The organism is Rheinheimera tangshanensis, assembly GCF_014645135.1.
GTDB classification, from domain to species: domain Bacteria; phylum Pseudomonadota; class Gammaproteobacteria; order Enterobacterales; family Alteromonadaceae; genus Pararheinheimera; species Pararheinheimera tangshanensis.
Genome location: NZ_BMLH01000002.1, coordinates 179,368 through 205,913 on the forward strand (window position 1 = coordinate 179,368; position 26,546 = coordinate 205,913).

20 protein-coding genes and 1 tRNA gene are annotated in these 26,546 nt (G+C 46.6%); 12 read left to right on the forward strand and 9 right to left on the reverse strand.

Annotation, left to right across the window (positions count from 1 at the left end):
- Nucleotides 1–115 precede the first annotated feature (115 nt).
- Nucleotides 116–997 carry a threonine/homoserine exporter RhtA gene (rhtA, locus tag IEW88_RS05405; RefSeq protein WP_053422929.1) on the reverse strand — a complete coding sequence of 294 codons (882 nt, stop codon included), beginning with the start codon at nucleotides 995–997 and terminating at the stop codon, nucleotides 116–118.
- A gap of 152 nt (nucleotides 998–1,149) precedes the next feature.
- Between rhtA and IEW88_RS05410 the strand changes: the two genes are divergently transcribed.
- The 6 genes from IEW88_RS05410 to IEW88_RS05435 all read left to right on the forward strand — a co-directional run bounded on the left by IEW88_RS05410 (nucleotide 1,150) and on the right by IEW88_RS05435 (nucleotide 9,336).
- A complete protein-coding gene (locus IEW88_RS05410; protein WP_221411368.1) occupies nucleotides 1,150–2,151 on the forward strand; it encodes a M20/M25/M40 family metallo-hydrolase in 1,002 nt (333 codons plus the stop codon).
- A gap of 73 nt (nucleotides 2,152–2,224) precedes the next feature.
- Nucleotides 2,225–3,469: an exonuclease subunit SbcD gene (gene sbcD / locus IEW88_RS05415; RefSeq protein WP_147903367.1), complete on the forward strand. Its 1,245-nt coding sequence runs from the start codon at nucleotides 2,225–2,227 to the stop codon at nucleotides 3,467–3,469.
- Nucleotides 3,466–6,825, forward strand: coding sequence for an AAA family ATPase (locus tag IEW88_RS05420; protein WP_147903368.1), 3,360 nt, complete (start codon nucleotides 3,466–3,468; stop codon nucleotides 6,823–6,825). Before sbcD ends, IEW88_RS05420 begins: the two co-directional genes overlap by 4 nt.
- 118 nt (nucleotides 6,826–6,943) lie before the next feature.
- Nucleotides 6,944–7,636, forward strand: coding sequence for a tetratricopeptide repeat protein (locus IEW88_RS05425; protein ID WP_053422851.1), 693 nt, complete (start codon nucleotides 6,944–6,946; stop codon nucleotides 7,634–7,636).
- 48 nt (nucleotides 7,637–7,684) lie between these two features.
- Nucleotides 7,685–8,740, forward strand: a complete 1,056-nt coding sequence (locus IEW88_RS05430; RefSeq protein WP_147903369.1) for a sensor histidine kinase — start codon at nucleotides 7,685–7,687, stop codon at nucleotides 8,738–8,740.
- Nucleotides 8,740–9,336, forward strand: coding sequence for a response regulator transcription factor (locus IEW88_RS05435; RefSeq protein ID WP_147903370.1), 597 nt, complete (start codon nucleotides 8,740–8,742; stop codon nucleotides 9,334–9,336). The genes IEW88_RS05430 and IEW88_RS05435 overlap by 1 nt, the downstream gene beginning before the upstream one ends.
- Nucleotides 9,337–9,448: 112 nt before the next feature.
- Here IEW88_RS05435 and IEW88_RS05440 read toward each other — a convergent pair whose 3' ends face one another.
- Both IEW88_RS05440 and IEW88_RS05445 read right to left on the reverse strand, forming a co-directional pair.
- Nucleotides 9,449–10,219 carry a DUF481 domain-containing protein gene (locus tag IEW88_RS05440; protein WP_147903371.1) on the reverse strand — a complete coding sequence of 257 codons (771 nt, stop codon included), beginning with the start codon at nucleotides 10,217–10,219 and terminating at the stop codon, nucleotides 9,449–9,451.
- A gap of 3 nt (nucleotides 10,220–10,222) precedes the next feature.
- Entirely contained in the window at nucleotides 10,223–11,041 is an 819-nt protein-coding gene (locus tag IEW88_RS05445) for a mechanosensitive ion channel family protein (RefSeq protein ID WP_147903372.1), read from the reverse strand.
- Nucleotides 11,042–11,209: 168 nt separating this feature from the next.
- Here IEW88_RS05445 and IEW88_RS05450 point away from each other — a divergent pair.
- The 3 genes from IEW88_RS05450 to IEW88_RS05460 all read left to right on the forward strand — a co-directional run bounded on the left by IEW88_RS05450 (nucleotide 11,210) and on the right by IEW88_RS05460 (nucleotide 13,339).
- Nucleotides 11,210–11,285: transfer RNA gene (locus tag IEW88_RS05450), tRNA-His, on the forward strand.
- Between the two features lie 110 nt (nucleotides 11,286–11,395).
- Nucleotides 11,396–11,932 (forward strand): DUF1285 domain-containing protein, encoded by a 537-nt coding sequence (locus IEW88_RS05455; RefSeq protein ID WP_147903373.1) that lies wholly within the window; start codon nucleotides 11,396–11,398, stop codon nucleotides 11,930–11,932.
- 126 nt (nucleotides 11,933–12,058) lie between these two features.
- Nucleotides 12,059–13,339, forward strand: coding sequence for a metal-dependent hydrolase family protein (locus IEW88_RS05460; protein WP_147903374.1), 1,281 nt, complete (start codon nucleotides 12,059–12,061; stop codon nucleotides 13,337–13,339).
- 41 nt (nucleotides 13,340–13,380) lie between these two features.
- Here the strand turns inward: IEW88_RS05460 and IEW88_RS05465 are convergent, their stop codons facing one another.
- From IEW88_RS05465 to IEW88_RS05480, 4 genes are all read right to left on the reverse strand, one after another.
- Nucleotides 13,381–13,845, reverse strand: a complete 465-nt coding sequence (locus tag IEW88_RS05465; protein ID WP_147903375.1) for a DUF2489 domain-containing protein — start codon at nucleotides 13,843–13,845, stop codon at nucleotides 13,381–13,383.
- A gap of 10 nt (nucleotides 13,846–13,855) precedes the next feature.
- Nucleotides 13,856–14,410, reverse strand: coding sequence for a Der GTPase-activating protein YihI (gene yihI / locus IEW88_RS05470; protein WP_147903376.1), 555 nt, complete (start codon nucleotides 14,408–14,410; stop codon nucleotides 13,856–13,858).
- A 54-nt stretch (nucleotides 14,411–14,464) separates the two neighbouring features.
- Entirely contained in the window at nucleotides 14,465–14,995 is a 531-nt protein-coding gene (locus IEW88_RS05475; RefSeq protein ID WP_229670317.1) for a methyltransferase domain-containing protein, read from the reverse strand.
- 664 nt (nucleotides 14,996–15,659) lie between these two features.
- Nucleotides 15,660–16,286 carry a c-type cytochrome gene (locus IEW88_RS05480; RefSeq protein ID WP_053423029.1) on the reverse strand — a complete coding sequence of 209 codons (627 nt, stop codon included), beginning with the start codon at nucleotides 16,284–16,286 and terminating at the stop codon, nucleotides 15,660–15,662.
- Nucleotides 16,287–16,467: 181 nt separating this feature from the next.
- Between IEW88_RS05480 and yihA the strand changes: the two genes are divergently transcribed.
- Nucleotides 16,468–17,082 (forward strand): ribosome biogenesis GTP-binding protein YihA/YsxC, encoded by a 615-nt coding sequence (gene yihA, locus IEW88_RS05485; RefSeq protein WP_221411369.1) that lies wholly within the window; start codon nucleotides 16,468–16,470, stop codon nucleotides 17,080–17,082.
- A gap of 807 nt (nucleotides 17,083–17,889) precedes the next feature.
- On the opposite strand, the gene polA is transcribed toward yihA, so the two are convergent.
- On the reverse strand, nucleotides 17,890–20,667 hold the full coding sequence (polA, locus tag IEW88_RS05490; protein WP_147903651.1) for a DNA polymerase I: 2,778 nt from the start codon (nucleotides 20,665–20,667) through the stop codon (nucleotides 17,890–17,892).
- Between the two features lie 580 nt (nucleotides 20,668–21,247).
- On the opposite strand from polA, the gene IEW88_RS05495 reads away from it, so the two are divergent.
- Nucleotides 21,248–21,646, forward strand: coding sequence for a c-type cytochrome (locus tag IEW88_RS05495; protein WP_053423031.1), 399 nt, complete (start codon nucleotides 21,248–21,250; stop codon nucleotides 21,644–21,646).
- A 215-nt stretch (nucleotides 21,647–21,861) separates the two neighbouring features.
- Entirely contained in the window at nucleotides 21,862–24,423 is a 2,562-nt protein-coding gene (locus IEW88_RS05500) for a diguanylate cyclase domain-containing protein (RefSeq protein ID WP_147903378.1), read from the forward strand.
- On the opposite strand, the gene rep is transcribed toward IEW88_RS05500, so the two are convergent.
- The gene (rep, locus tag IEW88_RS05505; protein WP_147903379.1) at nucleotides 24,397–26,412 is read right to left on the reverse strand and encodes a DNA helicase Rep; all 2,016 of its coding nucleotides are present in this window, start codon (nucleotides 26,410–26,412) and stop codon (nucleotides 24,397–24,399) included. The two genes, IEW88_RS05500 and rep, sit on opposite strands and share 27 nt — an antisense overlap.
- Between the last annotated feature and the right edge of the window lie 134 nt (nucleotides 26,413–26,546).

The following is a 26,546-nucleotide window of genomic DNA, read 5'->3' on the forward strand; positions in this document are numbered from 1 at the left end:
AAAAAGCCTGACCAGTGTTGCTGCCGATCATTGTTTTTGTGTTCAAACCGCTTTATTTGGAAAAACTGCAATCCCAGACGTTATAGCGCTCTGGCCATACAACTATTGAATGCAGTTATGACACTACTTCTGTTACAGGTTTTTTCCCTGCAGTCAGACTACTGCCCAATGAGGCCGCGATAACAGAAAAGATCGCCAGCCACTGCAACAGACTTAACTGTTCGGCCAGAATAATCAGACCAGCTAAAGCGGCTATAGCGGGTTCCATACTCATTAAGATACTAAAACTCTGCGCTGGTAAACGTTTGAGTGCCACCATCTCCAGACTGTACGGAATCGCACTGGATAGCAGCGCGACGGCAAAAGCAAAAGGCAAGACACTCCAGCTAAAAAGTGTACTTCCGGCAGAGACCAAGCCGATAGGAAATAAAAACAAAGCCGCCACAGCCATACCCAAAGCCACAGCTGTACCGCCATGCAGAGCACCACCGGTTTTCTGACCAAAGATAATATAACCCGCCCAACAGGCGCCTGCGCCTAAAGCCAGAGCAACACCCAGTGGGTCTAGTGCTGTGGCTTCGGTTTGCCAGGGCAACAACAGGCCTATACCTGCCATAGCTAAGGCCACCCACAGCAAATCCAGCTTACGTTTGGATGACAGTAAAGCGACAGCTAAAGGACCGGTGAACTCTAATGCGACTGCTATTCCTAAAGGAATTCGTTCAATCGCCAGATAAAACATCAGGTTCATCCCCCCTAAGCTTATGCCGTAAAACCACAGAGCTTTTTGATCCTGTTTGGCGGGCCACTTTTTCCAGGGCTGAAACACTAAGGACAAGATCAAAGCGGCAAAACCCACCCTTAATGCTGTGGTGCCCTCTGGCCCAATCACAGGAAATAGGGTTTTAGCTAAAGAGGCACCAGATTGGATCACCACCATAGCCACTAAGACACTGGCGATAGCCCACCAAAATGACGCATTACGGCTGTGTGGCATAACATTCTCGGAATCACTGGGAAAAGCAGATTTTACCACTCAAAGCCGCTGTCGGGCGACAGAAAATATCAGATCTTTCAAAGTCTTTGACTGGTGGGCTGATGCAGTTTGCGCTAGTCTGCTGCATTGTTTTTTTGTTTGTCAGGATAGTTATGAAGTTATTCCGTATTCCGCTCTGGCTGTGGTTGTTATTTGTAGTTGCAGGCCTGGGTTATGCTTTTCATCCTTATCTGTTAGCACAAATGATGCAGATGGAACAAAAACGTCTGTTGGCTCAGCCTGAACCTATGGTTGAGCAGATGCCAGAACGGCTGGACTTTGGGCGGCAGATGGCAGATTTGCGTTATCTGGCGTCCGATGAATTGGCGGGCCGTGGCACAGGACAACCCGGTGGAGCTAAAGCTCAGCAATGGCTGGCGGCAGAGTTCACTCACATAGGTTTGGTTGCAGCTGGCACAGCAGGTTATTTACAGCCTTATCAGCCTACTACAGGCAAAGCTCAACTGATGAAGGGCGCCGCCAATGTGTTAGGTCGGATTGAAGGTTCAGACCCGGCTTTACCTATGTTGGTACTGACAGCGCATTATGATCACTTGGGTGTACATCAGGGCAAGATTTATTTTGGTGCAGATGACAATGCATCCGGGGTTGCTGCCTTATTGGCGCTGGCGCGTTATTTTAAGCAATATCCACCTCGTCATACCCTGTTATTTGCTGCTTTGGACAACGAAGAAACTGGCATGTGGGGCGCCCGTATGTTGTTTGAGCAAGAGCTGCTCAAACCAGAACAGATCAAGCTGAACATCAATATGGATATGTTAAGTCAGAATACCCAACAGCAGCTGATTGCTGTGGGTTCTTATCATTACCCAGAATTAGAAAAACCTTTACAACAACTGCAACAACAAAGTTCAGTGCGTTTATTATTGGGCTATGACAGACCCGCCTGGCTAGTGGGGACTCATCAGGACTGGACTTTCAGTTCAGACCACAGAGAATTCCACAAAAGAGCTGTACCCTTTGTCTATTTTGGTGTGCCGGATCATGCTCACTACCATCAGCCGAGCGATACAGCTGAAAATATTGATCCAGAGTTTTACCGCGAAGTGAGTGAAACCCTGCTGGATGCTGTACTGTTATTCGACGCCAGCTAACCAACTTATGAAACTCAGGACCCTGTGCTATGCTGGCCTTATTCCGGCATAGTGCGGCGACTTTTCAGTTTTTATGCGAATTCTTCACAGCTCCGACTGGCATTTAGGCCAGCATTTTATTGGCAAAAGCAGGGCAGACGAGCACAAAGCTTTGTTTGGCTGGTTAAAACAACAGATTGAAATTCATCAGGTTGATGCCCTGATCGTAGCCGGAGATATCTTTGATACTGCCACTCCAGCCAGTTATGCCCGCGAGTTGTATCACCAGTTGATTGTGGATTTGCAGCCCACAGGCTGCCAACTGGTAATGCTGGGTGGTAATCACGATTCGGTGGCTGTGCTGCAGGAAAGTAAAGAGTTGCTGGCCTGTTTACATACTCAGGTGGTGCCAGGCTGGCTGGGCGCAGCAGAGTCTCATCTGATGGTACTGAAGAATAAACAAGGTCAGCCCGGTGCTATTCTGGCCGCTTTACCTTTTTTGCGTGCCCGCGATTTGTTACAAAGCCAGAGTGGCCAGCAGGCCAGCGATAAACAACAGCAGTTACAACAAGCCATAGCAGACTGTTATCAGCAGTGTTTTACCAAAGCTCAGGCATTCAAAGCTGAACTCGGATTGGAACTGCCTTTGTTAGCCACAGGGCATCTGACCACAGTGGGTGCCAGCAGTAGTGAGTCGGTGCGGGAGATTTATATTGGCTCGTTAGAGGCATTTCCTGCCAGCGCTTTTCCAGAATTTAATTACATAGCCCTGGGCCATATTCATCAGCCGCAATTGGTGGCTGGCAAACCACATATCCGTTACAGCGGCTCGCCTATTCCATTAAGTTTTGATGAGGCCAAACAGCAAAAATCCATGGTGTTGCTGGATTTCACCGCTGCTGAAGGTGTGATTGAGTTGTTGCCTATCCCTTGTTTTCAGCCGCTTTTGAGCCTGAAATGCAGCTTACCTGAACTGAATTCCTTATTACAGCAACCTCTGGCAGAGCTTAAAGCAGAACAAAAACTCTGGTTAGAGCTGGTATTAACCGGCAGCGATGGGTACCTGAGTGATTTGCAAAGTCAGGTGCAGCAGCAATTGGATGGCTTACCGGTGGAGCTATTGAAACTACGTCGCGCCAGAGTAGCGGCAGTAGCGTCTTTAACTGCAGAACAACAAGAGTCTTTACACGAAATGACACCGGATCTGGTGCTGGAGCGACGACTGGCGGCAGAAGAGTTAACCGACAGCGAAAAAGCGGAATTTCAGTTGATGCTGCAACAGGTGATGGCGCAGCTGGAACAAGCTGATCAGCAGCCAGAACCGCAGGTGTTGTCATGAAAATTTTATCGGTGCGGCTGCAAAATTTAAATTCATTAAAAGGCGAGTGGAAAATTGATTTCACCCAGCCGCCTTTTGATCAAAGTAATTTGTTTGCTATCACAGGCCCAACAGGCTCGGGCAAAAGCACCCTACTGGATGCGATTTGTCTGGCGTTGTATCACCAGACGCCACGCTTAAAGCTGTTATCGCAAAGTAGTAACGAACTGATGACCCGCCATACCAGCGAATGCCTGGCTGAAGTGGAGTTTCAGGTACGCGACCAGCGTTACCGCGCCTTCTGGAGTCAGCGTCGTTCCCGTGGTGCAGTGGATGGCAACTTGCAGGCTGCCAAGGTGGAACTGGCCAAAGCCGATGGCGAAATACTGACAGATAAAAGCAACGAAAAGCTCCGACTGACGGAACAGATTACCGGTCTGGATTTTGGCCGTTTTACCAAGTCGATGCTGTTGGCTCAAGGCGGTTTTGCTGCCTTTTTAAATGCGCCGGCCAATGAGCGGGCAGAGCTATTGGAAGAGCTGACCGGTACTGAGATATATGGTCAGATTTCGATGCAGGTGTTTGAACAAAACCGCCAGCATAAAACGGCGTTGGAATTATTACAGGCCAAAGCCTCGGGTCTGGTGTTACTGGATTTAGAGCAGCGTCAGTTATTGCAACAGCAGTTGGCGGAGTTAGAACAACAACAGCAGCAGCTGAAAACAAAACAGCAGCAACAAGCCCCTTTATTAGTCTGGCGTCAGCAGCAACAGCAGGCCGTAGTGCAACTGCACCAGGCAGAGCTGAAGCAGCAGCAGTTTGAGCAAGAACAGGCGATGCAGCAAAGTGCGCTGGCTAAGTTACAGCATTATCAGCAGGCCGCTGTTCTGTTGCCTTTGTACAAAGAGTTGCAGCAACAACGCTCGGCTGTAACAGAAGCACAAGAGCAGCAGCAACTGCAGTCCCGCCAGTTAGATGATTTACAGCATCAGCAACAACTCCAGCTACAACAAGGTCAGGGCTTAGCGCTGCAAATACAGCTGCAGCTTCAGCAACAGGTTCTGCAACTGCAGCAACAGGGTAAGACTTTAACTGAACAACTGGCACTACAGCCTTTAGGTGCTAATCTCGCTGCCGCAGTTGCGGGCTGGAAACCTTTATTGCAGCAACGTCAGCAAGGCTTAGAGCAGCAGAAAAACCTGCAGATGCAGCTTAGCCAGTCGGACATTGGGGTATTGCAACAACAGCTGCAGCAGGTAAAGGCCGAATTACAGCAACTGGAGCTGCAGTTGCAACAGAGCGCTCCTGCGTTCTCCATTGAGCTGTCAGAGTTACAACAGCAACTACAGCATTACAAAACTCAGTTGCATACGTATCCGTTATTACTGCGGGTTGCCGCTGCTTTGCAGCAAAAATTGCAGCAACAGCAAACAGAGCAATTGGAACTACAACAAAAACAAAGCGACAGCCAGCAGTTGCAGCAACAAATAGCGGCATTACGTGAGCAGTTCAGGTCGTACAATGACAGAGTGGCAGATAAACAGAAACTGGTGCAGCAGGAGCGACTTATTGCTGAACTCAGCAGTCACAGAGCCAAACTGCAACCAGGCGATGAATGCCCGCTGTGTGGCAGCACCACCCATCCCGCGGTTAGCAGTTATCAGGCACTGGATCTAACACAGACTGAAACAGAGCTGGCGGCCTTAACTACTGAACTGAAACAGGTCGAAGAGCAGGGCAAAGCCTTACGTGAGAAGCAGCTACAGCTGGAAGAACAACAAAAAGCACAGCAACATCAGTTACAGCAGCTGGCTGAAGATATTAAGCAGCAAAGTGAACAATGGACTGAGTTACTGCAAAATCTGCCAGCAGCAGAGCAACAACAACTGCAACAGGCCAGCTTAAAAAAAGCGTTATTGCAGCAATTTCAGCAGCAGGCCCAGCAGGCTTTGGAGCTACAACTGCAGACAGAGAAACAACTGCTGCAACGCCAGCTTTGGCAACAGCAGCAGCATGAAATTGCCCATCAGCAGCAACTGCTACAACAGCAACTGTCTGTGCAACAGCAGCATCAGCAGCGGCTAGGCGAGGCTTTGCAACAAAACCAAACTTACGTGCAGCAACTGGAACAGCAGTGGCAACAAGAGCTTCAGCCTTTTGGTTTTGTTTTGCCCACAGCGGCTCAGCAACAGCAGACCTGGCAGCTTTGGTCACAACAAGCGCAACAATGGCAGCAGTGGCAACAAGAGTTACAGCGCCAGAGTCAGCAGTTGGATAAAGCGCTGATGCAGCAGCAACAGGCTGATGGGCAGTATCAAAGCTGGGTAGATAAGCTACAACAGGCGGGTTTAGCGCAGGTATCGGCCAGTCAGAGTGCAGCACCACTGCAAGAACTTGAGCATGTGCAGCAGCAGCTCACGGTCTTAGGCAACGAACTGCAGCAAAAAACTGGCCAGCAACAACAAAGCGAGGCCCAGTTACAGCAGTTGCAATCGAGGTTAACCCTATTGCAGCAAGACTGGCAAAAACAGCTGGAACAGCAACAATTTGGCAGCGAAACCAGCTTTTTGGCTATGTTACTGACTGAGCAGCAAGTGCAGCAGTTAACAGAGTTAAAAGACAAACTGGCGGCTGAAAAAATTCGTTGTCAAAGCCAGCTGGAGCAAGCAAAGCAGCAAGTGGAGGTTTTAGAAAAGCAGCAACTGACAGAGCAAAGCCTGGAGCAGTTGCAGCAACAAAGCGCAGAGCTTGAACAGCAGTTATTTAGTGCGCTGGAGCAGGCTGGCCAATGCAGGCAACAACTGCAAAGTGATCAGCAGCATCAACAGCAGCAACAACAGCTGTATAACCAGATTGAGCAACAACAGCAACTGGTGCAACAATGGCATAAATTCAACAGTTTAATAGGCTCTGCCGATGGCGCTAAGTTCCGCCGTTTTGCTCAGGGGTTAACTTTATTGCAGTTGGTGGGCTTAGCGAATCAGCAGTTGGATAAACTGCACAGCCGTTATCAACTGGCTCGTAAAGCCGACGCTGAATTGGAATTACAAGTACTGGACAGCTGGCAGGCTGATACCACAAGGGATACTAAAACTTTATCCGGTGGCGAAAGCTTTTTAGTCAGTTTGGCCCTGGCCTTAGCTTTGTCGGATTTAGTCAGCCACAAAACCCGCATTGAATCTTTATTTCTGGATGAAGGTTTTGGCACTTTGGACCCGGACACCCTGGAAACTGCATTGGCCGCCTTGGATCAACTGAATGCCAGCGGCAAGATGATCGGCATTATCAGCCATGTGGAGGCGTTAAAAGAGCGTATTCCGGTACAAATTAAACTACAAAAGCAGCAGGGGTTGGGGTACAGCAGCTTAAGTTATTAAATTTAGTTGGATGACAAAAGTCATGCTCAAATCATGACTTTTGTGTCTGATATTTTTTCTGTAGTTCTTTGATACTGAGTTCACACCACTGAGGTGAAACAGCACAAGGACTATCAAGATGAAAACTTTACTGATGACGTTCAGCATTTTAACTTTGACTGCGGCTCAGGCGGCCACTGTGGAACAAATTGATGCGGCTTCGAACCGCATGGATCTGAAACAGCTGGCTGTATATGCTGCTGAAGATCCGGCCGATTACAACAAAGCCTATGCCAACTATCGATTATCCATTATGGCGGGTCTTACAGGGCAACAGGATCAGGCTGCACAAGCTTTAGATGTAGCGCAGTCGACGCTGGAGCAACTGACTTCAGCCCAGCCTGAAGCCGAGAGTCTGGCTTTATTGTCCAGCGTGTATGGCATGCAGATTGGCAATAATCCATTAAAAGGTGCGTTGTATGGTCCAAAATCCAACAAAGCTATTCAACAGGCAACCAAGCTGGACCCAGCGAATCCGCGGGTTGCTCTGATCAAAGCCATCTCGGCTTACAATACCCCAGCTGCTTTTGGCGGCAGCAAACAAAGTGCTATTGACCTGAGCAGCAAGGCCATTGAACTCTATGCCCAGCCTTGTCAGCAGCTGTGCTGGGGGCATGCTGAAGCTTACACCTGGCGGGGTTTAGCGAAACAAGAGCTAGGGGATAAAGCCGGTGCTATTGCCGATTGGACTAAAGCGACAGAAGTGGAACCTTCTTATAGCTGGGCCAGGTTTCTGCTGACACAACAACAAAGTTACAGTCAGAATCGTTAATTTTTCTGGCACGGGGCTCTGCTGAGCCCCGCTCTGAAGGAGTCGAAGATGTTAGAGCTGGAAAAACGTTTATCCTGGGTGTATCTCATCAATTTGGTGTTCTATATAGCGCCATTTTTTTACATCAATTACAGTCCGCTTCAGTATCTCTGGATGACAGTGGCCTTAGTGGCTTTTGTTGGTTGTTATTACTGGGTTTACCGCAGTCACAGCTCACAGATGTTAGTGCCTATCCTGCTGATGGCTCTGATCGCCAGTGTGATCACGCCGCTGAATTATGGCTCTATCGCGATGTTTGCCTATGTCAGTTTTTTTATTGGTTTTGCCTATAATTTCCGTCAATTTTTAGTTGGTGTTGCTGCCTTGCTTTGTGTGCTGGTGCTGCTGGATCACTTTTTTGTCAAAGGTGCGCCTTATTTCTTGCTTTACGGTTCAGCTTTGGTACTCGCCATAGGGGTATTTGGTGTGCTCGACCGGGCCAGGCGTGATAGTTTGTTGAAAGAGCAGCGCAGTGCTGAAGAAATTAAGCAACTGGCCACTATAGTGGAGCGTGAACGCATAGCGCGCGACTTGCACGATATTATGGGACATAGTTTGTCTGGCATAGTGCTGAAAGCGGATTTAGCCGATAAGTTATTACAACAGCAGCAGTTTCAGGCTGCCCACCAGCAACTGCAGGAGCTGGCTCAGATTGCGCGTGAAAGTTTAAGTCAGGTGCGTCAGACGGTGTCCGGTTATAAACATAAAGGTTTGGTCGGCGAAGTTCAGGCTTTAAGCACTAAGTTACGTGAAGCCGGATTTGGAGTCGATGTTCAGGGCGAAATCCCGACGCTGTCAGCTCGGGAAGAAACTGCTGTAGTGTTGATCCTGACTGAGCTGGTCACCAATGTGTTAAAACATAGTAATGGCGATGAAGTGCAGATTAGCTTTAGCGAAAATCAGCAGGGGCGTCAACTGATGGTGTCGGATAACGGCAAACTCAGTGAACTGAAACAAGGCCATGGTTTGACTGGCATTCAGGAGCGTCTGGCTGCGCTGAACAGCCAACTGGAATGGCAATTATCGCCCAGTCGCTTTCGTTTTACTTTGCCTAAGGAGGCCTGATGCATATTTTACTGGCTGAAGATCAGGCGATGGTGCGGGGGGCCTTAGCCGCTTTGTTGGGGCTGAATTCAGAGTTTCAGATCACTCAGGCGGCCGATGGCGATCAGGCGTTGGCACTTTTGAAGCAGCAGAACTTTGATTTGCTGTTGACTGATATTGAAATGCCGGGCCGAACCGGTCTGGAGCTGGCGCTTTATCTGCAGCAGCAACAAAATCCGACAAAAGTGATAGTGATCACCACTTTTGGCCGAGCCGGTTATATTCAGCGTGCTATTAGCGCTGGTGTGCAAGGCTTTTTACTGAAAGACGCGCCGTCAGAGCAGCTGGTGCAGGCGATTTATCAGGTGATGACTGGAAAACGGGTGATAGATACTGAGCTGGCTTTGTCAGCTTTGGGTGAACAAGACCCGTTAAGTGACAAGGAGCGTCGTGCTCTGCGTTTAGCGTCAGAAGGCAAAAGTACTGCTGATATTGCGGCCACACTTTATATCGCCGAAGGTACAGCCCGAAATTATTTGTCGGAGGCTATCAGCAAATTAAATGCAGCAAACCGGGTTGATGCTGCAAGAATAGCACGGCAAAAAGGCTGGCTCTGACTTAGCCGTTGTACTTGAAGCTGCAGCTTCAATTACTGAGGCTAAGAACCTGTCGTACTTGAAGTTAGACAGAGGGCGCGGATAAACCGCGGCCCTTGTGAAAATAGGCTTATTAAAACGAATACACAAAAGTTAAAGAGGTTTGGGTATCGGTTTTCTTTTTACCTACAGGTACTTTCGAGTCGTTTTGCACTAAAAAAGCAGCTTTCATCTGCATCCGGCCGTTAATTTTGGCGGTTAACGACGATTCAGCGATAGTACGTTTATTGTCTTCACCATACTCCAGACTGAGGGTCTGTTTAAAGCGGGCTGACTCACTGATTTGCCAACGATAGGTAGCGGCACTACGCACTATCATGCCATTTTCGGTTTCTTCCAGGTCCGTTTTTCCTCTGTAATAACCCGGACCTATTTCACCTTCCAGCGACATAGTGTCAGTTTTAAACAGTTCATCGCCGTACCCTATAGCGACAGTGGTGTATTCAGTGTACGCACCAAAACGGTCATCAACATGAGAGCCATAAACAAACAACCGTGCTGTGTCTTTATTCAGTTTGTAACCGCCTTTGGCAGAGGCGGCATATCTTTCGGCTGAGGTTTCTACCAGGGTTTGACCATCGTCAGCTTCGGTTTCGTCACGCTTAAAAAATGCACTGAAGGTGTAGTCGTTTGACCACTGCTCCAGTTCTTGTTTGGAGTCGATTTTTCCTGTGATGGATGTACCCTTGGTGTTACCGGAGGTGGTGATAGCACCTAATTCGGCCGATGTACTCCAACCCAGTTTCGTCTCGTTGGAAGCACTTTCTTCGGCTTGGACTGTGACAAGGCCGCTCAGAATGAACAGACTGCTCAACACTGACACAGAGCAGAGAGTTTTTTTCATGCGTTATTTTTCCTTTTTGAAATGCAGGTCCATTTGTGGAAAAGGGATCACAATCTGGTGCTGATCAAAGCTCAATTTGATTTTTTCCAGAGTGTCCCAGTACACAGGCCAGTAGTCGGCTGCGTTGACCCATGGACGGACTAAAATATTGACTGAACTGTCGGCTAAAGCGCCAACAGCTATGACAGCAGTGGGTTCGGCCAGAATACGACTGTCCGCTTTGAGTATTTGTTCCAGTAGTTCTTTGGCTTTTTTCAGATCAGAGTCGTAGCTAATGCCCACTGTTAAGTCGACTCTGCGGGTTTTTTCGGCTGAATAATTCACTATAGCCGAGCCGGTAATTTGCGAGTTCGGCACAATAATGCGTTTATTGTCAGGGCTTTTCAGCACTGTCTGAAAGATTTCTATTTTTTCTACCACACCAGAAACACCTGCCGCATCGACAAAGTCACCGGCTCGGAAAGGGCGGAATAAAATAATCAGTACGCCGGATGCGAAATTGGATAACGAACCTTGCAAGGCCAAAGCTATAGCTAAACCTGCGGCACCTAAAATGGCGATAAAAGACGCGGTCTGAATGCCGACCTGAGACAATGCAATCAGGATGGTGGCGACCATAATGGCGGCTTGAATAATTCCGCTTAAAAATGACACGACAGCCCTGTCTACTTTGCGGTGAATTAAGGCTTTTTCCAGCATGCGGGTCAGACTTTTTGAGAGCCAGCGACCCAGATATAAGATGACTAAAGCGACCAGAACTTTGACGCTGTAACTTAAAATTAATTGCTGATTTTGTTCCAGAAAATCCAGGAATTGTTGCATGTTTTTCTCCATTTTCGAGCCGCTGGTCTCATCAATATCGGTTCATCTGACGGCCATACCCTAGCATAATCAACAGCCCGACCCAAGCCGAACGGGCCTTTGCGCTATGTTTCGTAAAAAATAACTTTGCTTCATCACAGAATTTCGCTAGAATCCGCGCCGCTTGTGGTGACTGTAGCTCAGTTGGTAGAGTCCCGGATTGTGATTCCGGTTGTCGTGGGTTCGAGCCCCATCAGTCACCCCAATTATCCTCAGCAGACATCCATAATCCCAAACTACTAGTTCTCACAAATATCCTTGAAGCCATTCTGTTGTTATGCTTTGCAAGGTTCTTGTTTATTTAGTTGCATCATCATGGATTTAAAACAACTACAGTTATCTTTGCAGCAGCCCCATTTAGCCCCTGTGGAACTTTGGGATCCAGCTTTTTGCGGTGATATCCCTATTCGTATCGATCGGCACAGTGACTGGTTTTATCTGGACTCTAAAATTCAGCGTCCTGAACTGATTCAGCTTTTTGCCTCTGTACTAACCCGGCAACAGCAAGACTACTTTTTGCTGACACCTGTGGAAAAAGTCCGGATCCAGGTGGAAGACGCAGCTTTTCTGATTTTAGCGCTGGAACAACAGGGAACCGATCCTGTTCTGATAGCGACCACCAACTTAGGCCAGCAGTTATTAATTGGCGCTGAATATCCGTTATTTTTGCAGGAACAACAGGACGGTCAGTTACTGCCTTATATGCGGTTATGGCGTGGCTTGACGGCTAAATTCAGCAGAAATACCTATTATCAGTTGGTGGAGTTAGCCTCTGTTGTGGAGTGCAATGGCAAAGATGTGTTGCAGATCAGCTCTGCAGGGCTCAGTTTTGAGCTTGGTGCCTTGGACTAACCGTTAATCCCAGATCTAAGGCTCTGTATCGCATTCATTTTTTCTGTGCTTGCTGCTTTGACATTCCTGTTTCATAGTCGATGTAAAGCAGCTGGAAAAAGCTGTGTTTATCCACCAGGAGATAGAATGAAACTGCAACTTAGCTTTATCACCAGCGCTTTACTGATAGCAGGAACTGCGCAGGGCGCTACTTTAATTCATGCCGGTAAACTCATTACTGCTGACACAAACAAAGTGCTGACACAACAGACTGTGATTGTGGAAAATGACAAAATTTTAGCCGTGGAGTCTGGTTATAAAACACCGGCCAACGGTGATCAGGTTATAGATTTAAAAAATCATACGGTGATGCCTGGTTTAATGGATATGCATACTCACTTCTCCAGTCAAATGGGGCCGGGCTCCTACACCGAAGATTTTTTACTAAATGAAGCCGATGTGGCCTTACGTGGCGCTACTTTTGCCGAAAAAACCCTGATGGCAGGTTTTACTACAGTGCGTGAATTGGGGGATACCCATCACACCAGCACTGCGCTGCGTAAAGCTATTAACTCGGGGTATGTCAAAGGTCCACGTATTTACACAGCGGGTAAATCTATTGCTACAACAGGTGGGCACGCAGACCCGACTAATGGCGTAGCTTATGCGCTGATGGGCGATCCTGGTCCAAAAGATGGCGTGGTCAATGGTCCGGATGAGGCTCGCAAAGCGGTGCGCCAGCGTTATAAAGAGGGCGCAGACCTTATTAAAATCACGGCCACAGGTGGCGTGCTGAGTGTGGCTAAAAGTGGTTCGAACCCGCAGTTTAACAGTGAAGAGTTAAAAGCTATTGTTGAGACGGCTAAAGACTACGGTATGACAGTAGCTGTGCATGCGCATGGTAAAGAAGGCATGGACAGAGCCATTGAGGCGGGCGTGGATTCGATAGAACACGGTACTTTGATGGATAAAGCTACGATGAAACTGATGAAAAAACATGGCACTTATTATGTGCCCACCATCAGTGCCGGCAAATGGGCTGCTGAAAAAGCTGCGATGCCAGGCTTCTTCCCTGAGTTAGTTCGTCCTAAGGCCTTAGCTATAGGCCCTAAAATTCAGCAGACCTTTGCTGACGCCTACAAAGAAGGCGTCAAAATAGCTTTTGGTACAGATTCAGGAGTGGGTGCCCATGGCGACAACTGGCGTGAGTTTGTTTTTATGACTGAAGCCGGCATGCCAGCATTGGAAGCTATACAAGCTGCGACTATCGACTCAGCCCGCTTGCTAAAAGTAGAACAGGAACTGGGGTCTGTAACACCGGGTAAGATGGCTGATTTAGTGGCAGTACCTGGCGATCCGTTGCAAGATATTCAGCTGATGGGGAAAGTCAGTTTTGTGATGAAAGCCGGAGTTGTGTACAAGCAATAACAGCAGTTCAACAATAAGAAAGGCAGCGTTAGCTGCCTTTTCTACTTCTGTTGCTGGTGATGGAAAAACTCCAGCAACTTATGTACGTCGGCCATTATTTCAGCCTTTAAATCAATTTCCGCTTGCTCGCGCAGGTGATCCAGATGGCGGATTTCTTTTTTATCCCGCTCTTTGCGCGCCTGATGAGTCGGCATATCTTTGACCACGTCATACATTTTAAACAAGCCAGGGTAGCTCTGTACTGCATCGGGTTTATTGGGGAGTTGCAGATGGTCCAGCAATACCCAAATCCGCAATGCGCCTTCAGACAATTCACACTGCTCTTCGCGCATAGCTTTGGCAATCAATACTATGCTTTGCGTCAGGTCAGCGTTTTTAGCGTCAACCACCTGTTGCTGCTTTAATTTTTGTTGTTGAATGAGCCACAACAAACGACCGAGGTAAAAACTCAGGCCAGCAATAATCAAAACTGCCGCTAAGGTGGCTAGTATCCAGTTGAAGGTCAAACTTTATCCCCTATTCACCTAAAAATTCTTTACGCCAATCAGTACGTTCTAATTTGGCTAACGGATCCTCGTCTTCCTCTGCTTCGTTTTCCTGATCTAAACCTAACAGGGCAACAAGCTCCGCATGACGTGCCGTTTTGGCATTAAAGTACTTCGCGTCTTTACCCGTCAGGATTTCGCCTTTATCGACCAGGTCCAGTAATTCCAGCAACTTCTCATCGTTTTCGAGCAGCGCTAATTCCTGTTCTGGTGGCATTTCCGGTTCTTTGGCTTTGCTCAGTTGTACCACTGGCTTGAACTGCTTTGGCTGAGCCATCAGCTTTTGTTCTGCTTCTGTCACTATTAAAGCAATAGGCTTCTTACTGCCATGGCGCGGATCTTTAGAGCCTTTGCCTGATTGCTTTTGCTTATCTTCAGCGGACGGAGAATGGCGACTACCGGATTTTAAGCCTGCACCTTTCTTTTTGGTTTCAGGCGCGCGCGTGCGATCCTGACGGGCTTCTTCAGCCGGTCTGTGCCTGGTACCAAGTGGGCCTGAGGTGCGAGTTTTTTTAATCCGGGTCATTATGTGTTACCTACAAAAAAGGGCGCGTATTTTAACCAGTTTATGTCAGAAAACCTAGGTATTTCGTTTTTTAAATAGAACTACGTCATCGGCCGGAAAATTCACAGTGAAATTATCCCGTTTCGCCAAAAATTCAAAAGTGTCCTGGTGGAAAAAACTGATATGGGTGGGGTCGTTTTTATAGTGCCAGTTGCTGAAGCTGCTTTGGTCTGTGTAACGTTTGGTCATCAAGGCCAACACAGCTTCCGGCAATAGTAAATCCAGCCATAAACTCCATTCTTTCGCCGGATTAATGAAATGTTCTATGGCTTCAGTGCAACTGACAAAATGATATTTTCGCTGCAAAGCATGTGGCTCTGCTGCATAAAAAGGATCCCAGACTTGCATCTGTTTACCTGCTTCGCTGAGCATTTGCGCTAATAAAGGCCCGGGGCCACAACCGAAATCTAATCCGGTGTTTTGTTCAGGCGTGAGGCTGCTCAGCAGAGGCACAGATAAGCGAGATAAGAATTTGCGGTAGCCTGGGTCGTCCAATTGATTTTGATGTAAATCGTATTGAGCTTTTTCCTGTTCGGCAGTCAACAAGCTAGTGCGATCAGCAAAGACTAAAAAACACTGCTGGCATTGAAAATATGCACGTCTTTTATCGCTGCAAAAAGGCTGGATTTGTGAATGCTGGCATAAAGGGCAAACTGAATTCATGGTGAGGATAAATAAAAAGGGCGGTGTAAGATGTTACCGCCCTCTATATAAGGTGTCTAGCGCGACACATAATCTGCTTTAAGTCGTCCTGACGGGAGTTCAACACCCTGTCTGCACAAATTCCCTATATTTTTACGCAAATTCCCTATGAAAATAATTATTCGCGATCATCCTGATACTTAGTGGTCCTTCCATGCGCTGTGTAAAATACACATTGTCATCATCTTGATGCTGAAAAAACGTACCGATGCACTGCTGCTTTCCGTGCCTGCTTTCCGTGTTTTTAAACGTTACTAAATGTAACGGACTTAAATCTACTCCGATTTTTCAGAATGGCAATACAACGGTATAAAAAAAATACAAAAAAATTGAACTTTTTTGTAATATTATTATAAATCAATTGGTTAGGTTGTTGTTTTGTGGTTTTTAGGTCGCGTGAGTCATATCTCACAAATAGAACATAATCAGCTGGTGATTGGTGCGGATGGCGTTGCAGAGATAAAAAAACCAGGCATGGAGCCTGGCTTTATGCAGAGTCAAAGAGCTACTAGTGTAAACCACCCACATATTTAGACAGAACTTCAATATCTTCGTCAGTCAGTTTCTTAGCAACGTCACGCATCATGCCGTTCATGTCATTGGCGCGTGAGCCATTACGGAAAGACTCCAACTGAGTTTTTACGTAAGCCGCGTGCTGGAAAGAGATTTTAGGAAAGCCAGCTAAGCTATGACCAACACCCCGTGGACCATGACAAGCGATACAGGCTGTAACACCTCGCTCCATATCACCACCGCGGAATAATTTCTCACCTTTAGCTACTACATCTTCCGGCGTGCTGCCTTCTTTCATAGTTTGGCTAGAGTAATACGCTGCCAGATCTTTCATATCTTGCTCAGATAGAGCAGCAACCATACCGGCCATCACAGCATTGTTACGACCTTCTTTACCACCTGTAGCTGCGCCGAGCTTAAACTCTTTTAATTGCTTAAAAATATAACCAGCATGTTGACCAGCAATTTTTGGATATAAATCGGTTGGGCTATTCCCGTCCATGCCATGACAGGCTGCACAAGTTACGGATTTAGCTTTACCTGCTTCAGCATCCCCATCGGCTGCATAAGCTGTACTGATTAACCCTAAAAAGAGCGTGAGTGGAAGTGCGAATTTTTTCATTTTTTTTCCGTCTCTGTCCGCGTTGAACCGCCAGTGATCTGGCAACCAAATTGAATAACCCTACATTTTATGTCTATTTTACACGAATCTTGCGCAGATAGAATCCCATAAATCACAGTAAAGCTTCTGTGGATCTTCAGGATCCGTTACACTATAGCCAAATTTACAGCCGGAGCTGACAGTGTACAAAGCGATCATCAATTATCAGAAAGCAACTTTTCTGACCAGTGCCCCTGATATTAAGGCTCTGCCCGCAGATACAGGTATCGAAGTTGCCTTTGCTGGTCGTTCAAACGCCGGCAAGTCCAGTGCATTAAATACGCTGACGCGGCAAAATGGTTTAGCCCGTACCAGTAAAACGCCTGGTCGTACTCAGCTAATTAACACCTTTGCATTAGCTGAAAACCAGCGTCTGATCGATTTACCAGGTTATGGTTTTGCTAAAGTGCCTTTAGCTGTGAAAGAAAAATGGCAAAAAGCCCTGAGCGAATACCTGATGAAACGCCAGAGTTTAAAAGGCATAGTGGTTTTAATGGATATACGCCATCCATTGAAAGACTTAGACCAGGATTTAATTCATTGGGCAGTGCAAAGTAATTTGCAAGTTCTGCTACTGTTGACCAAAGCTGATAAATTAAGTCCGGGGCCACGTAAAAAAGTGTTGTTAGAAGTGACTGAAGCTTCGATGGCCTTTATGGGCGACGTGACGGTGCAGGTATTCAGTTCTCTGACTAAATTAGGTTTGCCTGAGTTAGAACAAAAACTGGATCAGTGGTTTAGTGCCGAACAAGAATAAGTTGTAGAAAAATCCTGAACTTCTGAAAAGCAGAGCATAGTCTCTGCTTTTTTTTGTCCATTTTCGACGGTCTTGCAGTAACGGTAACTGACCTCGGAGGCATTAGGAAAAAAAATTGTGAGAATGGTTGTTCGATGGGTAGAGTGATGGGTTTTTGTAGGCCTGAAAAAAGAAAACCGGCCTTTTTTGAGGAGGCCGGTCATAGCAAACGGGGAGAAGCTATTCAATAATTTCAAATCAACAGGGTGTCTTGGATTAACAAGACAACGCCATTATACATAAAATTATGAATGTTTGAAGTATTTGCTCTAAAAAATCTAATTTTATTTCAGTTTTTCTGATCAACAGACAAAAAAAACGCCCCACTGCAAGCAGTGGGGCGGCTAAATAAGCCTTTCTTTCTGGTCACTAAATAAGCATTTAAGCTGATTAGTGCTGAAAGATAGAACATCTTACCTCTGTACCCTACGAAATTGATTCTACAAGTGTTGATTAAAAAAGCAAGTGAAGAGCTGTAATTAAACTACAAATATTTAGTGAGACCGTCATTAATTTGAAAAAATGTAGCTTAATTACCAATGCTTGAGAGGCTTTTTATCCTAAAATTGTGCACTGCAGGTGGGAATAGCTGAGGAAAGAGCGCTCTAGCTATTTTTTGTATCTGATCGATCACGATTCCAAAATGAAAAATAGTTATAAAAAAGCCCCAAACAAGTTGGGGCGAAAAATCAAACTACCAGGAATGGGCATTTACACACTTAGTAAGACTGGCTGTTTTTTACTAAGTTCAGCCGGATTCCATTTTTTTTAATGGGCTTGATCCCAGTTCGGGCCAGAACCAGCTTCTGCTAGCAAAGGTACATCAAGTGATGCTGCAGTTTGCATAATCTCAACCAGTTCCCTACTGACCCGTTCCAGCTCTTCGGTTTTCACTTCAAACACCAGTTCATCGTGTACCTGCATAATCATAGCAACAACACCCTCAGGTTGTTTGTCTTGCCAGGCTGCTACTTTGATCATCGCCATCTTAATAATATCGGCCGCAGTGCCTTGCATAGGCGCATTGATAGCGGCGCGCTCAGCGCCTTTTTTCCGCGCCATGTTTTTGGCATTAATTTCCGGCAGATACAAACGACGGCCAAATAGAGTTTCAACATAACCTTGTTCGTGCGCCTGGGTACGGGTACGTTCCATATAACCCAACACGCCAGGGAAACGCTCAAAATAAAGGTCAACATACTGCTGAGCTTCGCCCCGACTGATACCTAACTGGCGTGCCAGACCAAAAGCTGACATGCCATAAATCAGACCGAAGTTCACCGCTTTAGCACGACGGCGTTGTTCTGCACTGACCTGGTCCAGCGCTACACCAAAGACTTCAGCAGCTGTGGCTCTGTGAATATCTTTGCCTTGAGCAAAAGCATTGAGCAGAGCAGGGTCACGTGATAAATGCGCCATAATGCGTAATTCAATTTGCGAATAGTCGATGGCCAGAATAGTTTTGCCAGGCTCAGCAATAAACGCCTGACGAATACGACGGCCTTCTTCGCTGCGGATGGGGATATTTTGCAAGTTGGGCTCAGTCGAGCTTAAGCGGCCCGTAGCAGCCACAGCCTGATGGTAAGAAGTATGTACCCGGCCTGTGACTGGATTAACAGATAACGGGAGTTTATCGGTGTAGGTCGATTTAAGCTTACTCAGGCCCCGGTGTTCTGTTATAAGTTTTGGAAACTCGTAATCGTGCGCCAGTTCAGCCAGAACTTCCTCTGCTGTGGATGGCGTGCCTGTGGGCGTTTTTTTCAACACAGGTAAGCCCATCTGTTCAAATAAGATTTCCTGTAATTGCTTAGGCGAGGACAGGTTAAATTCTTTCCCGGCCATCTGATAAGCTTGTTGCTCTATCTCGCTGATCCGTTTGGCTAAATCCAGACTTTGTTGTGCCAGCAAGTTGCCATCAATTTTAACCCCGGTACGTTCCATTGCGGATAAAATAGGAACTAGCGGCATTTCGATATCGCGAAAGACTTTGTGTAAACCAGAATGCTGTTCCAGCATAGGCCATAAGGCCTGATGCAAGCGTAAAGTGACATCAGCATCTTCTGCAGCATAAGGTGAAGCTTGTTCCAGTGCGATTTGGTTAAATGTGATTTGTTTGGCACCTTTGCCTGCAATGTCTTCAAAACCGATCGTTTTATGACCCAGGTACTTCAGTGCCAGAGAATCCATGTCATGACGCGAGGCTACGCTGTTGACTATGTAAGATTCGAGCATAGTGTCAAAACGAATACCGCGCAGTTGGATACCGTGGCGTGCGAGCACACTTTGATCGTACTTCAGGTTTTGACCCACTTTGGCTTTGCTTTCATCTTCCAGCCAGTTTTTCAGTTCTGCTAATACCCAGTCACGGCTCAGCTGTTCAGGTGCACCTACATAATCATGAGCCAACGGAATGTAACAGGCATCACCAGCTGCCAGGGCCAGTGAAATACCCACTATATCGGCCTGCATATAATCCAGGCTGGTGGTTTCGGTATCAAAAGCTACCAGTTCAACTTCAGGTAGACGCTTTAACAGCTGCTGAAAGTCCGCTTCGGTCAAAATACATGGGTAGTTGGAGGTGTCAATGCCACTGCCAGATGATTCTGCAGCTGGTTCGTCCTTGGTTTTTGCTGCTTCCGTTGTAACCGCGGTCGCTGTATCTTTCCCTGCTAACACTTCACTCAACCAGCGTCTAAATTCACAGGCGGCATAAAGCTCCGCCAGTTTGGTCTGATCTGGTGTTTTGATATCTAAGCTTGTTGGGTCAAGAGAGAGTTCAACATCGGTTTTGATGGTGGCTAACTGATATGACAAGGTCAGTTGCTCTTTAAATTCTTGCATTTTTGCCGCTATGGTTTTACTACCACGGAAATTCAGTGCGGCGATTTGATCCAGTTGTTGGTAAAGCTTATCTATTGAGCCTATGCCTTGCAGTAATGCTAAAGCTGTTTTTTCACCTACACCAGGTAACCCAGGAATATTGTCAGCTTTATCTCCCATCAGGGCTAAATAATCGATAATGAGTTCAGGGCCCACACCAAATTTTTCAGCCACACCAGCAGGATCTAAAATGGTATCTGTCATGGTATTAATTAAGGTGACATGTTGGTCGACCAACTGAGCCATATCTTTATCGCCAGTAGATATCAATACATGACGACCTTGCTGACTGGCTTGCACAGCCAAAGTACCAATAACATCGTCCGCTTCAACACCACTGATACAAAGCAGAGGTAAGCCCATAGCTTCAATAATTTGATGCAAGGGCGCTATTTGACTACGCAAATCATCGGGCATGGGTGGGCGATGGGCTTTGTATTCGCTGTACATTTCATTGCGAAAAGTTGGTCCCTTCGCATCAAATACCACGACCATTTGACTGGGTTTATACTGGCGTAACAAACTTTTCAGCATGTTGACCACGCCATAAATAGCGCCTGTGGCCTCTCCTTTGGAGTTAGTCAGATGTGGTGGCGAATGATAAGCGCGAAATAAATAAGAAGAACCGTCGACCAAAATAAGAGGATTGTCCGGTATAACAACCATGATAAGGATCCCTAAATGTTTTGCATAAGCATGCCACAACAGGGCTGGATCAGCCAGCTGTAGCTCTGTCGCCTTAGTCGTTGAGGCTGCGGCTTTATTAATGGCAAGCTCTTGCCTCAGTTGATACTTTTTTATACGAAAAAGCTGTGGATAACTTTGTGGACAGACCATAGGAAACACCCAGAAGATCTGCAGAGAGATTCCGGTGCTTGATGATTAAGTTTATGTATTTAAAAGAAAAAGAAAGGTGATACTACAGGTTCCCTTATTGTTTTTCTTATTATTCCATTTTGTGGAAAATTATCTCACTTTGGTTACCCGTCGAAAAAGGCGACAGCGTAAGACAATCAAAGTGGGAAAACAGACTACCACAAAGATTTTCTTTGCACAGTCCTGTTTTGAATTTTTTTTAACTGAAAAAAATGTCTGTCAGATTGATCAGTTATAAGCAACTTTTGGCTGCAAATTTTACCCAAGATAGGCTAAGTTAAATACCAACAAATACAGGGGCTTCCACTATGAAGCATCACGGCGTTATAATGCCTTAACTTTTGTATGGCTTATTGACAGGATTATCCAGATGAAAAAATTCACTTTCGCCTTAGTGCTAATGGCAACTGCTGCAATAGCCAACGTTGCTGCGCAGGAAGCTGACAACGAAGCTCTGAAAAAACGTCTTGAACCCGTAGGTCAGGTGTACCTGGCTGGTGCTCAGGCTGCTGCAGATACCGGACCTAAAGGCCCACGCACGGGTGAGCAAGTATACCAAGGTGCCTGTTTTGCTTGTCATGGTACCGGTGCTTTAGATGCGCCGAAAAAAGGTGATGCAGCCTGGAAACCACGTTTAGCCCAAGGCATGGATATACTGAAGAAACATGCCATTGAAGGTATCCGCTCTATGCCTCCACGTGGTACCTGTGGTGATTGTTCTGATGATGAAATTGAAGCAGCAATCAAATTTATGACCGAAGGCGTGTAAACTTTTTGTTAGCGAAGAACGCTGCCTTGGCAGCGTTTTCTGTTTCTACTGCTCCAATAGATCCAGTTATTGTATTTATAGCTCGATCGTTTATAAGAAGATCTGACCAGCCGACTCATTTTGCCTTCCATCTGCTTAAGCTTTGTGCATAATAGAGATGTTTAAACATCAGTCAGTTTTGGCTGCCTCGCCTCAAACAAGAATAAGAGAAAAAGTTGAAGGATATAACAACTCTGAACAAAGCCCACCACCTTGTGGTTAGTCAGCTGCGTCGTTTGCGTAAGCTGGCTGCAGGCTATAAACAGGCTTATATCATTCAGGGCGCTTTACTTAAACTGTCAGAATTAGCGTCTGGCATTAAAGACATGCGTGAGTTTTATCCCGCTATTCACCGGTTACTTAACCAGCAACTCAAAGCCGATAATTTTTATGTAGTGCTCTGTGAGCAGGACCAACAGTTTTCGTTGGAATATTTTGCAGATGAAAAAGATCAACGAGCCTTGTTAGATGCGCCATCGGATGCATTTGCTTCAGGTTTGACTGGATATGTAGCCCGCACTAAACAAGCCCTGCTGTGTGATCAGGACGAGTATCGCCGACTGGTAGAAACAGGCGATATTACGGCTCAGGGGACCGCCAGTCAGTATTGGTTGGGCGTACCTTTATGTCGTGGTGAAAAAGTGATTGGGGTGATGGCGATTCAAAGCTACGACCCGGACTGTCGTTATAATCAACACGATTTAGCGCTGATCAGTAATATTGCGATTCATACAGTCACAGCCATCGATAGAGTCAAAAGCCGGGAGCTTTTAGAGCAAACGGTTCGTGAACGTACTCAACAATTACGCAATACCAATCAGTCGCTGGAAAAAGAAATCCGTGAGCGGACCAATGCAGAGCAGTTGCAGTCTGCTTTGTATAAAATTTCAGAAATGACAGCAAAAAGCACCGACATGATGAGTTTTTATCATGAAGTACACCAGATTTTGTCTGAATTGATGAAAGCTGATAACTGCTATATTGCTCTGTTAAACGAAGCCGGTGATCGCTTACATTTTCCGTTTTATTTGGATCAGTACACACCAACGCCCAGAGAGCGTGCTTTGCAAAGTGGCTTAACTGAGTATGTGATCCGCTCTGGCGAAGCCAAATTAATCAGCCAGGCCCAGTTGTTAGAGCTTATCAAAACGGGTGTAGTTGACCGTGTTCAATCTAGTCTTAATCACAGCTCTATGTCCACCAGTTGGCTAGGTGCGCCTTTGTTAGTGGGACCGCAGGTGTTAGGTGTTATTGCACTGCAATGTTATGACAATACCTATAGCTATAGCGAACAGGAGCTGAATCTTCTGCGTTTTGTTTCGCAGCATATAGCGGTGGCTATTTCTCGTAAGTTAAACACAGAGCAACAAAAGCAACAGCATGAAGAGCTGGAAAAACGTATTTTTGAACGCACCCGCGAATTGCGGCAAACCAATTTATTTTTGCGTTTACAGGTTGAAGAGCGAAAAAAAGCCGAAGAAAAACTTTTCCACGAAGCGAACCATGATGCTTTAACAGGTTTGGCGAATAGGCAAATGTTTTTAATGCAGTTGCGCCAGCGTTTTTCCTACCGTAATCGGGAGGCCACACCACGTTTTGCGTTGTTATTTATCGATTTAGACCGTTTTAAGCTGATTAACGATACCTTAGGTCACCATATTGGCGATTTATTTTTAATCGAAGTAAGTCGGCGTTTACAGCAAACAGTAAGGGAACATGACTTAGTCGCTCGTTTAGGTGGTGATGAGTTCGTTATTTTATTGGGGCAGATCCAGAGCGATGTTGACGCTGAGGAAGTGGCCGAGCGTTTAATTGAATCGTTGCGTCAGCCGATGATGCTTGAAGGCCAGCAGGTCTGTTCAGGCGCCAGCTTAGGTATTGCCTGTTATCAGCCTGACTATCAGAACGCCGATGAATTGTTACGCGATGCTGATGCGGCCATGTACCAGGCCAAGTCGTTTGGCCGAAACCGTTTTGTGATTTTTAATGATTCGATGCGTCAGCAAATGCTGCAAGAGTTAGGTCAGGAACAAGCCTTACAACAAGCTGTGGATCAACAACAGTTTGCTCCAGCATTCCGGCCTTTAGTGCAGGATAAAGACGTGCTTGGTTATCAAGTACTGTTGAACTGGCAACAGGGCGATGCGGCACAAAAAGCTGAATTAAGTCGTCAGGCGACTCAGGCTGGTTTAATGCCTGACATTGAACTGGAGCTGGTGCGGCAGATTTGTCAGAAAAATGCCAGTACAGAACTCTTCAGCATGACATTGAGCAGTGGCCATCTGAACAATACCTTACTTTTTGATAAGCTCTGCAATGTGTTGCGCCATTCCATACTGCCATTACATCAGCTTTGTATTGGCTTTAACGAAGCGGAATTGTTACGTTTAACCACCACTCAACTGGCCAACTTGCATCAGCTTAAGAGACTGGGGATCCGATTATTATTGGATCAGTTTGCTGCTGAAGTGGCTGCGCTAGGTTTGCTTGTACAGTATCCGTTTGATTTTGTTGTCTTAGATACCGCCTTTAGCCGCAGTTTACAGCGCAGTGATCAGCGTAAACAGCTGCTGCAGGTCTTGCTAAGTTTGGCGCAGACCCACAAATACCGTCTGGTTGCTGCTGTGGCCGAAACTGACGAAAGCCGCTCTTATCTGACTCAGCTGGGATGCTGCTATTTTACCGATAGCAGCCCAGTCAGTGAAACTCAATCAGGACTTTTTCAGCAACTGGCGTAATCTATCGATATGCGCTAAACCTGTTTCCTGACGCTGCTGTTCTGTTTTCACAGGTGCCGCTTTGCTCCACTCCAAATCATCGGCAGGCAATTCATATAAAAACCGGCTTGGTTCTGGTTTGATCACTTCGCCGTACTGACGACGCTCGCGGGCATAAGTAAAAATCAGCTCACGTTGTGCTCTGGTGATACCTACATAAGCCAAGCGGCGCTCTTCTTCGACATTGTCTTCGTCTATGCTGCTTTGATGCGGTAATAAACCTTCTTCCATACCGACCATAAAGACATAAGGAAACTCCAGACCTTTCGAAGCGTGTAAGGTCAGCAGTTGCACCTGATCGGCCTCATCCTCCTGCTCCTGTCGTTCCATCATATCCCGTAGCGTCAGTTTGGTGACCACTTCGTTTAAACTCAGCGGCTCTTCATCGTCTTTGCCTTCAAGCATTTCACTGATCCAGCGATACAGCTCATTGATATTCTTCAGTGCCATTTCCGCGGCTTTGGGGCTTGCGCTGCTTTCAAATAACCAGGCTTCGTACTGACTTTGCCGGATCAGATCTTTTACTGCTTCCTTTGGATCAGACCGCAGTGCATTGTCGGCGACATGATTAATCCAGTTGGCAAAGTTCTGCACGGCTTGCAGGCCGCGTGCTGGCAAACGTTCTGCCAGCTCAGGCTCGAAGCAGGCGGCAAATAAGCTGATATGTTTTTCATTGGCCAGGCTGCCAATTCGCTCCAGCGTTGCCGCACCTATCTCGCGTTTTGGCGTGTTGATAATACGCAAAAACGCATTGTCATCGTCCTGATTCACCAATAAGCGTAAATAGGCCATGATGTCTTTAATTTCAGCGCGGGAAAAAAACGAGGTCCCCCCTGAGACTTTGTAGGGGATTCGGTTGGTCATCAGGGCTTTTTCAAATACCCGTGCCTGATGGTTGCCGCGATACAGCAGCGCATATTCCTTGTACTGAGTACGATTAATAAAGCGATGCGAAATAATCTCAGCCACCACTTTTTCGGCTTCATCTTCTTCATTGCGGGTCGGTAACACCCGTAAAGGCACGCCATAACCCAGCTCACTGAACAGTCGTTTATCGTACTCATGCGGGTTATTGGCGATCAGAATATTGGCTGCTTTTAAAATGCGTTCGGCCGAGCGGTAGTTTTGCTCCAGCTTAATGACTTTTAAATTCGGAAAATCCTTGCCCAAGAGCACCAGATTTTGTGGTTTAGCGCCTCGCCAGGAATAAATCGACTGATCGTCGTCTCCTACCACAGTAAAACGCTGACGCTCACCGACCAGCCATTTCACCAGTTCGTACTGGCTGGTATTGGTATCCTGATATTCATCTACCAACAGATACTGGATTTTTTGCTGCCATTTTTGCCGCACTTGTTCATTGGAAGCAAACAGCAGGGTAGGCACCATAATTAAATCGTCAAAATCCAGCGCATTATAGGCCCGCAGTTGCTGGGCATATTGCTGGTAGAAATTAGCAAAGCTGATGCTTTGCGCATCAGTAGCGCGAGCCAGCGCTTGGCCTGGTAAAGTTAAATCGTTTTTCCATGAGGATATTTTACCTTGCAGCGCTTTCAGTAAATCTTTATCACCTTGCAGTTCGGTATCGGTCAGCTCTTTGAGCAGCGCCATGCTGTCCTGATCGTCAAATAGCGTAAAGTTCGGCTTATACCCAATAGCGCGGTATTCCTTTTTCAGGATCTCAAGACCCAAGGTGTGAAAGGTAGAAACAGTTAAACCCCGTAACAAAGGGCGTTCCAGCTGATGTTTAATCCGCTCTTTCATTTCGCGGGCAGCTTTATTGGTAAAAGTCACGGCCGCTATATGTTTAGCGGGCACACCACATTGCTGAATTAAATAGGCAATTTTATTGGTAATGACCCGGGTTTTGCCACTGCCAGCACCAGCCAGCACCAGGCAAGGCCCGCTGATATAATGCACCGCATCGTTTTGTTGAGAGTTAAGTTTCATCAGGCACCTTTCACAGAAGGACGCTAGTTTAACTCAAATTGACCGGGCAGAGGCGCGCTGATTTCTGCACAAAACGAGCAAGTCCGGTAAATATGCGGCAGAATGGATCCACCTTGAGCCTCAAGGCTCGTAGA

Bases quoted from the DNA above. Each gene is read 5' to 3' on its own strand.
- IEW88_RS05440 (WP_147903371.1), bottom strand. From the start codon at position 10,219: ATGAAAAAAACTCTCTGCTCTGTGTCAGTGTTGAGCAGTCTGTTCATT.
- IEW88_RS05455 (WP_147903373.1), top strand. From the start codon at position 11,396: ATGGATTTAAAACAACTACAGTTATCTTTGCAGCAGCCCCATTTAGCC.
- sbcD (WP_147903367.1), top strand. From the start codon at position 2,225: ATGCGAATTCTTCACAGCTCCGACTGGCATTTAGGCCAGCATTTTATT.
- IEW88_RS05410 (WP_221411368.1), top strand. From the start codon at position 1,150: ATGAAGTTATTCCGTATTCCGCTCTGGCTGTGGTTGTTATTTGTAGTT.
- yihI (WP_147903376.1), bottom strand. From the start codon at position 14,410: ATGACCCGGATTAAAAAAACTCGCACCTCAGGCCCACTTGGTACCAGG.
- rhtA (WP_053422929.1), bottom strand. From the start codon at position 997: ATGCCACACAGCCGTAATGCGTCATTTTGGTGGGCTATCGCCAGTGTC.
- IEW88_RS05425 (WP_053422851.1), top strand. From the start codon at position 6,944: ATGAAAACTTTACTGATGACGTTCAGCATTTTAACTTTGACTGCGGCT.
- IEW88_RS05480 (WP_053423029.1), bottom strand. From the start codon at position 16,286: ATGAAAAAATTCGCACTTCCACTCACGCTCTTTTTAGGGTTAATCAGT.
- IEW88_RS05445 (WP_147903372.1), bottom strand. From the start codon at position 11,041: ATGCAACAATTCCTGGATTTTCTGGAACAAAATCAGCAATTAATTTTA.
- IEW88_RS05435 (WP_147903370.1), top strand. From the start codon at position 8,740: ATGCATATTTTACTGGCTGAAGATCAGGCGATGGTGCGGGGGGCCTTA.
- polA (WP_147903651.1), bottom strand. From the start codon at position 20,667: ATGGTTGTTATACCGGACAATCCTCTTATTTTGGTCGACGGTTCTTCT.
- IEW88_RS05495 (WP_053423031.1), top strand. From the start codon at position 21,248: ATGAAAAAATTCACTTTCGCCTTAGTGCTAATGGCAACTGCTGCAATA.
- IEW88_RS05420 (WP_147903368.1), top strand. From the start codon at position 3,466: ATGAAAATTTTATCGGTGCGGCTGCAAAATTTAAATTCATTAAAAGGC.
- IEW88_RS05460 (WP_147903374.1), top strand. From the start codon at position 12,059: ATGAAACTGCAACTTAGCTTTATCACCAGCGCTTTACTGATAGCAGGA.
- rep (WP_147903379.1), bottom strand. From the start codon at position 26,412: ATGAAACTTAACTCTCAACAAAACGATGCGGTGCATTATATCAGCGGG.
- IEW88_RS05430 (WP_147903369.1), top strand. From the start codon at position 7,685: ATGTTAGAGCTGGAAAAACGTTTATCCTGGGTGTATCTCATCAATTTG.